The sequence below is a fragment of the Pseudomonas sp. Ag1 genome, from assembly GCF_000278565.1.
Classification (GTDB): Bacteria; Pseudomonadota; Gammaproteobacteria; order Pseudomonadales; family Pseudomonadaceae; genus Aquipseudomonas.
The window spans coordinates 1-11,269 of the sequence record NZ_AKVH01000033.1 but is presented as its reverse complement, the minus strand read 5'-3'; the positions used below and the strand labels follow the sequence as shown (position 1 = coordinate 11,269).

At 63.3% G+C, this 11,269-nt stretch carries 8 protein-coding genes; 7 read left to right on the top strand and 1 reads right to left on the bottom strand.

Annotated features, from left to right (window positions below; all coding sequences use genetic code 11):
• The first annotated feature begins 540 nt into the window (after window positions 1-540).
• From kdpF to A462_RS31640, 6 genes are all read left to right on the top strand, one after another.
• On the top strand, window positions 541-639 hold the full coding sequence (gene kdpF, locus A462_RS31615; RefSeq protein WP_003219423.1) for a K(+)-transporting ATPase subunit F: 99 nt from the start codon (window positions 541-543) through the stop codon (window positions 637-639).
• Window positions 640-747: 108 nt separating this feature from the next.
• Complete coding sequence (kdpA, locus tag A462_RS31620; RefSeq protein ID WP_008430372.1) at window positions 748-2,454, top strand: potassium-transporting ATPase subunit KdpA; 1,707 nt, start codon at window positions 748-750, stop codon at window positions 2,452-2,454.
• A gap of 10 nt (window positions 2,455-2,464) precedes the next feature.
• Window positions 2,465-3,124 carry a K(+)-transporting ATPase subunit C gene (kdpC, locus tag A462_RS31625; RefSeq protein WP_008430370.1) on the top strand — a complete coding sequence of 220 codons (660 nt, stop codon included), beginning with the start codon at window positions 2,465-2,467 and terminating at the stop codon, window positions 3,122-3,124.
• An 11-nt stretch (window positions 3,125-3,135) separates the two neighbouring features.
• Entirely contained in the window at window positions 3,136-5,208 is a 2,073-nt protein-coding gene (kdpB, locus tag A462_RS31630) for a potassium-transporting ATPase subunit KdpB (protein ID WP_008430369.1), read from the top strand.
• A gap of 129 nt (window positions 5,209-5,337) precedes the next feature.
• Entirely contained in the window at window positions 5,338-7,989 is a 2,652-nt protein-coding gene (locus tag A462_RS31635; protein WP_008430367.1) for a sensor histidine kinase, read from the top strand.
• Window positions 7,986-8,678 carry a response regulator gene (locus A462_RS31640; protein WP_003219430.1) on the top strand — a complete coding sequence of 231 codons (693 nt, stop codon included), beginning with the start codon at window positions 7,986-7,988 and terminating at the stop codon, window positions 8,676-8,678. The genes A462_RS31635 and A462_RS31640 overlap by 4 nt, the downstream gene beginning before the upstream one ends.
• Here the strand turns inward: A462_RS31640 and A462_RS31645 are convergent.
• Window positions 8,638-9,561, bottom strand: coding sequence for a LysR family transcriptional regulator (locus A462_RS31645; RefSeq protein ID WP_008430364.1), 924 nt, complete (start codon window positions 9,559-9,561; stop codon window positions 8,638-8,640). The two genes, A462_RS31640 and A462_RS31645, sit on opposite strands and share 41 nt — an antisense overlap.
• A 105-nt stretch (window positions 9,562-9,666) precedes the next feature.
• On the opposite strand from A462_RS31645, the gene A462_RS31650 reads away from it, so the two are divergent.
• On the top strand, window positions 9,667-11,181 hold the full coding sequence (locus tag A462_RS31650) for an MFS transporter (RefSeq protein ID WP_008430362.1): 1,515 nt from the start codon (window positions 9,667-9,669) through the stop codon (window positions 11,179-11,181).
• Window positions 11,182-11,269 lie beyond the last annotated feature (88 nt).

Genomic DNA, 11,269 nt, shown 5'->3' with positions numbered 1-11,269 from the left:
GCAGAGCCCTTTGCTTACTTTGGGGCTTTTCCAAAGTGAGTCGCTGTAAGAGCGAAACCATAAGTAGCCGTTACCTAAAAAACGGATATACACACAACAGCCACGTAAAGATTCCGTATAGATTCAACCCCAGCCATAACGTTTACGTCGTCTCTATTGAGCAACTAATCCCCCCTCCACTACTGTGACCTCCACCCCAATAACCCCCGCAGGAAGTCATCGTGGAAAGTTCAACGTTAGGCATGATCGTCCTCTCAATGATCGCCCTGTTCGGCGCCGCCGCGTTTTGCTTCGAACAACTCGCCACCCGCGAATCAAAGAAAAAGAAAGCCAAATAAGCTGATCATCAAAAGCAGCAAAACCCCAGTGCTTCAAGGGATACCCCGCCCCCGGGTTATCCCTTTTTTCCGTTCGCCCACCCCACCCTCCTCTATACACCGTCTTAATGCCCAAACCCGCAATCAGTGCCCGAACTTGATACCCAACCTCTTAACCTCCCCGCGTCCGCAATCGCGGCTTATTAATCAGGGGAGTTCCACCGTGCTCACACTCAAGTTCATCTATATCGCCAGCGGCCTATGCGCCGTCGGGCTGTTCGCTTATCTGGGCTACGCCCTCATTCGCGCCGAAAAGTTCTAGGGAGCCCCACCATGTACGACATGATTTTTGTAGGCCTCTCCCTGGTGTTTTTCGCCGCGACAACCATGGCCATTGTCGCCATGGGCAAGATTTGAACGGAGCCTCGACATGCTAAGCACTTTGCTGGAATTTGCGCTGGTCCTGGGGTTGATGACCGGGCTCGCCGTGCTGATGGGCAAGTGGCTGACCCGGGTGTTTACCGGAACCCGCCACGCCCTGCCGGAACGTTATACCTATCGCCTGCTGGGCATCGACCCGCTGGAAACCATGAGCTGGGCCCGCTACGGTTCGGCCCTGTTGCTGTCGAACGCCGCGATGATGGTGCTCGGCTATCTCATCCTGCGGTTACAGGCCGTCATGCCGATCAACCCACTCGGGCTGGCCGCACAAACCCCGGACCTGGCGTTCAATACCGCCGCTTCCTTTATCACCAACACCAACTGGCAGGCGTACTCGGGCGAAACCAGCCTGTCGAACTTCAGCCAGATGGCAGTAATCACCTTCCTGATGTTCGTCGGCGCCACCTCGGGCGTGGTCGCCGCAGCCGGTTTTATCCGTGGCCTGAGTCGCTCAAGCTCGGCGGATATCGGCAATTTCTGGGTCGACTTCACTCGCACCCTGTACCGCGTGATGCTGCCGCTGTGCGTGGGCATGGCCCTGGTGTATGTGTGGCAAGGCATGCCGCAGACCTTTTCCTCCCAAGCCCTGGCCACCACCCTGGAAGGCGCGCAGCAACAACTGATTGTCGGCGCCGTGGCGAGCTTTGAATCGATCAAGCATATCGGCACCAACGGCGGCGGTTTCTTCAGCATGAACGCCGCGCACCCGTTCGAAAACCCGACCCCGCTGACCAACGCCCTGCACATCCTCAGCATGTTGCTGATCCCGTCGGCGCTGACCTACACCTTCGGCAGCATGCTGCTGCAACGCCGTCAGGGCTGGGTGTTTTTCGGCACCTTCCTGGTGATGTTCTTAGGCTTTCTCGCTCTGGTGTATGGCGCCGAGCAAAACGGCAACCCGCTGCTGACCCAGGCCGGTGCCAACCAGACGCTGTCCATCGAGCAAAGCGGCGGCAATATGGAAGGCAAGGAACTGCGCTTCGGCATTGCCGACAGCAGCCTGTTTATCGCCACCACCACCGCGGCCACTACCGGCTCGGTCAACGCGATGCATGACTCATTGACCCCCATGGGCGGCTTCGTGCCCCTGGCGCAGATGATGCTCAACTGCGTGTTCGGCGGCGACGGCGTGGGCTTTATCAACCTGATCCAGTACGCGCTGCTGACGGTGTTCCTGGTGGGCATGATGATCGGCCGCAGCCCGGAATTCCTCGGCAAGAAGATCGAGGCTCGGGAGATAAAACTGGTGATGCTCTCGGTGCTCGCGCACCCCATCAGCATCCTCGGTTTCACCGCCCTCGCCGCCCTGTGGCCCGACACCATGGCCAGCCTGAATAACCTCGGCCCCCACGGTTTCAGCGAGGTGCTCTACGCCTACACCTCGGGCACCGCCAACAACGGTTCGGCGTTCGCCGGGCTGAACGCCAATACGCCGTTCTTCAACACCACCATTGGCCTGGCGATGCTGGTCGGGCGCTTCTTCACCATGCTGCCGATGCTCGCCGTGGCCGGTTCCCTGGCGATGAAAAAGACCGTGCCTGCCGGCGCCGGCACCATCCCCACCGCAACCCCGCTGTTCATGGTGCTGGTGGTGTTTGTGGTGCTGGTGGTGGGCGGCCTGACTTTCCTGCCGGCGCTCGCGCTCGGTCCGCTGGTGGAGCAACTGCAGTTGCTGTCCGGCCAGACGTACAACTAAGGACACGTTGATGACGACTCAATCAATATTCAAAGGGCTGTTGCGCCCGGTGCTGGTTTCGGCAGTGTTTTTCATGGCGCTGACCGGCCTCGCCTACCCGGTCTTCACCACCTTTGCCGCGCAGTTGCTGTTCCCGTTCCAGGCCCAGGGCTCGCTGATTGAACGCGACGGATTGGTGATCGGCTCGGCGTTGATCGGCCAGGACTTCACCAGGCCCGGCTACTTCCACGGCCGCCCGAGCATGACCCTCGGTGCCGACCCGCAAGACCCGAGCAAAAGTGTCTCCCAGCCGTACAACGCCGGTTCCAGCGGCGCCAGCAACCTGGGCCCTACCAGCCAGAAACTGGTGGACCAGGTCGCGGCCCGGGTTAAAGCCTACCGCCAGGACAACGGCCTCGCCGCCGAGGCCCAGGTGCCGGTGGATGCGGTCACCGCTTCCGCCTCCGGCCTGGACCCGCATATCTCCGTGGCCAACGCACGCATCCAGCTGGCCCGGGTCGCCCGCCTGCGACAGATCCCCGAAGCCGAACTGCTGCAACTGGTGAACGAAAACACCGCGGAACGCACCCTGGGTTTGCTCGGCGAACCACGGGTCAATGTGCTGCAACTCAACCTCGCGCTGGACGCCCGCCTGCCTCTGCGCCAGCCCCCCATTGCGGCCAGTGAGTAAGAGATTCCCCCATGATCAAGAATGCTCGTTTACCTCTGTTTGATCGCGCCATCGTGCTCACCGCCTGCGGGGATGCGTTCAAGAAACTGCTGCCCCAGGCGCAGTGGAAAAACCCGGTGATGTTCGTCGTGTACCTGGGCAGCCTCCTCACCACGCTGCTGTGGTTCCAGTCCCTGGGTGGCCAGGGTGAAGCGCCCAGCGGCTTTATCCTCAGCATCTGTTTGTGGCTGTGGTTTACCGTGCTGTTCGCCAACTTTGCCGAGGCCCTGGCCGAAGGCCGCAGCCGTGCCCAGGCCGCCAGCCTGCGCGGGATGAAGCGCCAGACCCTGGCCAAGTTGCTGCAACAACCCAAACACGGCGCCGCATGGCTGCCGACCGAAGCCACGCTGTTGCGCAAAGACCAGGTGGTGTTGATCGAAGCCGGCGACCTGGTGCCGCTGGACGGCGTGGTGATCGAAGGCGTGGCCTCGGTGGATGAAAGCGCAATCACTGGCGAATCGGCACCGGTGATTCGCGAGGCCGGCGGCGACTTTTCCTCGGTCACCGGCGGCACGCGGGTGCTGTCGGACTGGCTGGTGGTGCGCATCAGCGTCAACCCGGGCGAGTCGTTCCTCGACCGCATGATCTCGATGGTCGAATCCGCCAAGCGTCAGAAAACGCCCAACGAAGTCGCCCTGACAATTTTGCTGGTGGGCCTGACCCTGTTGTTCCTGCTGGTGATCGCCACGCTGAGCCCGTACTCGATCTTTGCCGTGGCCATGAGTGGCAGTGGCAACGTGATCAGCGCCACGGTGCTGGTGGCGTTGCTGGTGTGCCTGATTCCCACCACCATCGGCGGCCTGCTCTCGGCCATCGGCGTGGCGGGCATGAGCCGCATGATGTCGGCCAATGTGATCGCCACTTCCGGCCGCGCCGTTGAGGCGGCGGGTGACATCGACGTGTTGCTTTTGGACAAGACCGGCACCATCACGTTGGGCAATCGCCAGGCCAGCAGTTTCCTGCCGGCACCGGGAGTCAAGGAAGCTGAACTGGCCGACGCGGCGCAACTGGCGTCCCTGGCCGACGAAACCCCGGAAGGCCGCAGCATCGTGGTGCTGGCCAAGCAGAAGTTCGACATCCGCGCGCGGGACATCAACGCCCTCGGCGCAAGCTTTGTGCACTTCACTGCACAGACCCGCATGAGCGGCGTCGACCTGCCCGAAGGCCGCGGTATTCGCAAGGGTGCAGCGGATGCGATCCGCAGTCATATCGAAGCGCTCGGTGGGAGCTTTCCGGCTGCATTGCAGGCCAAGGTCGACGAAGTATCCCGACGCGGCAGCACTCCGCTGGTGGTCTCGGACGGGGCCAAGGCACTCGGCGTGGTGGAGCTCAAGGACGTGGTCAAGGGCGGCATCAAGGAGCGCTTCGCCGAACTGCGGCGCATGGGCATCAAGACCGTGATGATCACCGGCGACAACCGCCTGACCGCCGCCGCGATTGCGGTGGAAGCCGGCGTGGATGACTTCCTCGCCGAGGCGCGCCCGGAAGACAAGCTGCAGCTGATCCGCGACTACCAGGCCCAGGGCAAGCTCGTGGCCATGACCGGCGACGGCACCAACGACGCCCCGGCACTGGCCCAGGCCGACGTGGCGGTGGCGATGAACAGCGGCACCCAGGCAGCGAAAGAGGCCGGCAACATGGTCGACCTCGACAGCAACCCGACCAAGCTGATCGAAGTGGTCGAGGTGGGCAAACAAATGCTGATGACCCGTGGCGCACTCACCACCTTCAGCGTGGCGAATGACGTGGCGAAATATTTCGCGATCATCCCGGCCGCGTTTGTCGCGACCTATCCGCAGCTCGGCGCGCTGAACGTGATGCACCTGACCAGCCCCAACTCGGCGATCCTCAGTGCGGTGATTTTCAACGCGTTGATCATCGTGGCGCTGATTCCCTTGGCACTGCGCGGCGTGACGTACCGGGCGATTGGCGCGGCAGCGTTGCTCAATCGCAACCTGCTGATCTATGGCCTGGGCGGGGTGCTGGTGCCGTTTGCCGGGATCAAGTTGATTGACCTGGTGCTGACCGGGCTGGGTCTCGTGTAGCACCGCAAACCCAATGTGGGAGCGGGCTTGCTCGCGAATACGGAGTGTCAGCCAACTCGTCTGTCACTGACACACCGCTTTCGCGAGCAAGCCCGCTCCCACCATTGAACCGCATTGACCAGGAATGACATGCCCGCATTAAACGAAGAACGCCCCGACCCCGACGCCCTTCTCGCCCGGGTCCAGCAGGAAGAACAGGCCGCCTTGCGCGGCAAACTGCGTATCTACTTCGGCTCCAACGCCGGGGTGGGCAAGACCTGCGCCATGCTTGACGCGGCGCAACGGGAAGTCAGCCTGGGCCGCGACGTACTCGCCGGCGTGGTGGAAACCCACGGCCGCCAGGAAACCGCCAACCTGCTCAACGGCCTCGAACAACTGCCCCGCGCCCAACGCCTGCATCACGATTTCACCCTCACCGAATTCGACCTCGACGCCGCCCTGCAACGCCATCCCGCCGTGCTGCTGGTGGATGAACTGGCCCACAGCAACGTGCCCGGCTCGCGCCACCCGAAACGCTGGCAAGACGTGGAAGAACTGCTCAGCGCCGGCATCGACGTGTGGACCACCCTCAACGTCCAGCACCTGGAAAGCCTTAACGATCTGGTGAGTGGGATCATTGGCATTCGCGTGCGGGAAACCGTACCGGACCACGTGTTCGACAATGCCCACGAAGTGGTCGTCGTGGACCTGCCGCCGGATGATCTGCTGCAACGCTTGAAGGACGGCAAGGTGTACCTGGGGCCCCAGGCCGAGCGCGCCTCGCGGCACTTTTTCCGCAAGGGCAACCTGCTCGCCCTGCGGGAACTGGCCCTGCGCCGCACCGCCGACCGGGTCGACACGCAGATGCGCGTGTACCGTCGCGAACAGTCGATCAAGACCCTGTGGCCCGCCCGCGAGCGATTGCTGGTAGGCGTGGCCGGTGACGCCGGTGATGAACGCCTGGTGCGAGAAGCCGCGCGCCTGGCGCAAAAGCTCGAGGCGGACTGGATCGTGGTGCACGTCACGGCAGCCCAGGGCCGCGGCGCCAAGCGTTATCTCACAGCAATGAAAACCCTGGCCCTGGCCAGCGAATTCGGCGCCGACACCGCGACATTGCCGGGCATGGACGTCGCCGAAGCACTGGCCGCCTGTGCCCGGGAACACAACGCCAATCGCCTGGTGCTCGGCCATCATCCGCGCCGGGCATGGCGGTTCTGGCATCAGTCGGTGAGCGACCGGATCAGCCGGCACCATCCGCAGATCGACCAGATCGTGATCGCCCATGGCGTACTGCCGGGCACTGTTCCTGCCATTGAAAAACCTACGCCAGCGCCCGGCAGAACCCTGGCCTACCTCTGGTCCACACTCGCCTGTTTCACCGCCAGCGCCATCGCCGCGCTGCTGCTGCAAGTGTTCGACCTGGCCAACGTGGTGATGCTGTTCCTGCTCACGGTGGTGCTGGTGGCCCTGCGGTTTGGACGCGGCCCCGGCGTGTGGGCAGCGATGCTCGCGGTGCTGTGTTTCGACTTCTTTTTCGTCCAGCCGCGCTACTCGTTTACCGTCAACGACACCCAGTATTTCTTCACCTTCGCGTTGATGCTCGGCATCGCGCTGATCACCGGGCAGCTCACCGCACGCCTGCGCCACGAAGCGCGCACCGCCGCCGCTCGAGAACGTCGCGCAACCTCACTGGCGCGCCTGGCCCGGGACCTGTCGGCCGCGTTGACCGTGGAGCAGATCAGCGAAGTGGCGCTGCGCACCTTCAGCGGCGTGTTCGAGGCGCGGGTCGGCCTGGCCTTGCCGGACGCCGCCGACGGCGTGCACAGCGTGGGCGCGGGCGGGCTGCCGATCGACGACAGCATCGCCCAATGGACCTACGACCACGGCCAGTCCGCCGGCCAGGGCACCGACACCTTGTCCGCCGCCAAGGGCTGCTACCTGCCGCTCAAGGCGCCGATGCGCGTGCGCGGTGTGCTGGTGCTGGAACTGGCGCAAAGCGAACGCCTCAACGAGCCCGAAGAGCGCCGCCTGCTGGAAGCCTGCATGAGTCAATTGGCGATTGCCCTGGAGCGTGTGCACTTCGTCGAAGTGGCGCAAAGCACGATGGTGCAGATGGAAGGCGAGAAAATGCGCAACACCTTGCTCGCGGCGATTTCCCACGACCTGCGCACCCCCTTGACCACCCTGATCGGCGCCGCCGACACCGCCCTGCCCCATGCGCCGCCGGGGCCGCTGACCGCGTTGCTGCACGGTATTCATGAGCAGGCGACTTCGATGCAACGCTTGATCGAAAACCTGCTGGACATGGCCCGCATGCAGGAGCGCGGTGTGCGACTCAACCGGCAATGGCATTTGCTGGAAGAAATTGTCGGCAGCGCCCTGCGCCAATTACGCGAACCACTGGCCCGGCATGTGCTGCACACCACCCTCGACCCGCAGTTGCCGCTGGTGGAAGTCGACGCGCTGCTGATCGAACGGGTGCTGGTCAACCTGCTGGACAACGCCGCCAAATACACCCCGCCTGGCACGGTCATCACCGTTACCGCCCGTTCCGTTTCCGACAGCATCCTGCTGGAAGTCAGCGACACCGGCCCGGGCAGCGCGCCGGCCAATCTGTTCGAACCGTTTGCCCGTGGCCAGCAGGAATCCTCGGTCGCCGGAATCGGCCTGGGCCTGGCCCTGGCCCAGCGCATCGTCGAAGCCCACGGCGGGCGCATCGAAGCCAGACCCGGCAGCGAGCGCGGCATGCATTTCGTCATCACTTTACCGGCGGGTACTCCGCCCCCAATGGACGCCCTATGAGCACTGCACGCATTCTGATTGTTGAAGACGAGGCCAACATCCGCCGTTTTGTCGGCATCGCCCTGCAGGATGAGGGCTTCCAGGTGTTCGAGGCCGACAGCGTCAAACGCGCGTTGATCCACGCTTCCAGCCGTCAGCCGGACCTGGTGATCGTCGACCTGGGCCTGCCGGACGGCGACGGCAAACAGCTGATCAGCGAGCTGCGGGGATGGCTGGCGGTGCCGATCCTGGTGTTGTCGGCGCGGGATCGCGAAGAGGAAAAAGTCGCCGCCCTGGACGCCGGCGCCGATGACTACCTGACCAAACCCTTCGGCGTACCCGAGTTGCTCGCGCGCATCCGTGCGCAACTGCGCCGTCATGGGCAGACCGGCACCGTGGCGGCCACCAGCAAGGTGGCGTTTGGTGATATCGAGGTGGACCTGGCGACCCATGAAGTGTGGCGCCAAGGCCTGCCGGTGCACCTGACGCCCATCGAATACCGCCTGCTGTGCGCGATGATTCGCGGGCAGAGCCGGGTGCTGACCCACCGGCAATTATTGCTCGAGGTGTGGGGCCTGGACTACGTGGACCGCGCCCACTACCTGCGGGTGCACATGGCGCACCTGCGGCAGAAGCTGGAGGCGGACCCGGCCCAGCCGCAGTACTTCATCACCGAGTTGCAGGTGGGCTACCGACTGGTGGGTTTGTGAACAGGTGCGCGGCGGCGAAATCGACAAACACGCGGATCTTCGGCGAGAGATGCCGGCTGGATGGCCACAGCGCCCAGAACTGGCCCTGGTCATCGGAATGGCCGTCGAGCACGGTTTCCAGCTGGCCCTGGGCGAGGGCTTCGCGGGCCAGGAAGTCTGGCACGTAGGCAATCCCATGGCCGTCCATCGCGGCCCGGAGCATGGCCTCCATGTTGTTCAGGGTCAGCGCGGTGGGCAGGCGCAATTGGGTGATGGCCGGGTTGGCGGACAAGGTCCAGTCCATGATTTTGCCGGTGGTGGCGAAGCGGTAACGCAAGCACGGGTGATGCTCCAGTTCGCTCAGGGATTCTGGCCGGCCGTTGGCTCGTAGGTATTGGGGCGATGCACACAGCACAAACCTGAACGGCCCCAGCTTGCGGGCCATCAGGGTCGAATCCGCCAGGCCACCGCTGCGGATGACCACGTCGAAGCCCTCCTCGATCACGTCCACCAGATGGTCGTTGAAATCCAGCTCCAGCTCGATCTCGGGGTAGGCTTTGCGGAACGCCCTCATGTGCGGAAAGAGAAAGCGATAACCGATGGTGGGCAGGCTGACCCGCAGTTTGCCCCGGGGTGCCTGCATCGCATGGGAAAGCATGGCGCGGGCGTCTTGCAGGTCGTCGAGAATTTTCCGACTGCGCTCGTAGAACAATTGGCCTTCGGCGGTGAGGCTGACCTTGCGCGTACTGCGGTGCAACAGCCGCACATTCAGTGACGCCTCAAGCTTGGCGACATTCTTGCCCACCGCCGAAGCGGAAATCCCCATCGCCCGGGCCGCGCCGGTGAAGCTCAGGGCTTCCGCGGTTTTCACGAAGGCGATCACGCCGCTCAGGTTATCGGTCACGTCATTGCATCCATCAAGTCCGTTATGAAAGGAATGTAAGCCCGTTTATCCATGATTGCATCCTGATTAGAGTCTTTTAATCTTCTGACTCACGGGAATGCCCCTATGACCACTACAACCGAATCTGCGCCCGCCCATGGCCGATATTCCATCCTGGCGGCCATTTGCCTGGCCGCCCTGGTATTGCCCATGAGCTTTACCGGCGGCGCCGTCGCCACGCCCTTTATCGGCCAGGCATTTGCCGCCCAGCCCAGCCAGCTGGCGTGGATCACCAACGCATTCATGCTGAGTTTCGGCAGCCTGTTGATGGCCGCCGGCACCCTCGCCGACCTCTATGGGAGAAAGCGTCTTTTCTTGTGGGGCATGGCGCTGTTTACCGTGGTCTCCTTGCTGCTGGCAGTGGCACCGGGGATTTTCTGGCTGGATGTGTTGCGTGGTGTGCAGGGCGTCGCGGCGGCTACGGCATTGGCCAGTGGCTGTGCGGCGCTGGCCCAGGAGTTCGACGGGCACGCCCGTACCCGCGCCTTCAGCTTGCTGGGCACCACATTCGGTGCAGGTCTGGCGTTTGGGCCATTGCTGTCGGGGTTGCTGATCGAGCACTGGGGCTGGCGCTCGATTTTTCTCGGCACTGCATTATTGGCCGGTATTTCGCTGCTGTTTGCCGCGCCCAAAATGCGTGAAAGCCGCGACCCGCAAGCGCTGCGGCTGGACACCGCTGGTGTACTGACGTTTTCCGCGATGCTGGTGGCCCTGACCACGGCGGTGATCCTCGCGCCGGAGCACGGCTGGACGTCGCCGCTGGTTGATGCCCTGCTGATCGCGGCGGCGGTGTTTTTGCTGGTGTTTGTCCTCGTCGAAAACCGCTCCAGCCAACCGATGCTGGAGCTGCGGCTGTTTCGCTTCCCGCGTTTTATTGGCGTGCAGCTCCTGCCGATCGGTACCTGCTACTGCTACATCGTGCTGATCGTGTTGCTGCCCCTGCGGTTTATCGGTGTGGAAGGCGCCAGCGCGCTGGACGCGGGTTTGATGATGCTCGCGTTATCGGCACCGATGCTGGTGGTGCCGATGATCGCCGCATCGCTGACCCGCTGGCTCTCAGCAGGACTGTTGTGTGCCATTGGCTTGCTGATCGCGGCGGTGGGCCTGTGGGGATTAAGCCTGGCCAACCAGCCTGCGCAGACCATAGCCGCAATGCTGGTCATCGGGATCGGCACCGGGCTGCCGTGGGGTTTGATGGATGGTTTGGCGATCAGCGTGGTGCCCAAGGAGCGCGCGGGAATGGCGGCGGGGATTTTCAACACCACCCGCGTGGCCAGTGAAGGCGTGGCGCTGGCGATCACGATGGCAGTATTGGGCGCATTGGTGGCACATCACCTGAAGGGTCTCGCAGGGGCCGACGTGTCAGTGATTGCCCAAGGCCTGGTCATGGGCAACGTGCAACTGGCCTCGGCCGCCCTTCCGCCGGAAGCACTGCGCAGCGCCTACATCGCGGGGTTCAACACGTTGCTGCAACTGCTCGCGGGATTCACCGTGCTGACGGCGTTGGTGGTCCTGGCCTTCATGGGGCGAAACAGCATTGCACCCGTGCAAACCGAACCGGGCATTCAGTCGTTGAGCTGAATCCCAGGCACAAAAAAGCCCGCTCAATGAGCGGGCTTCCTGTGGTACCTGGCGTTCAGCATTCCAGGTGACCTGAATATGGCGCAGC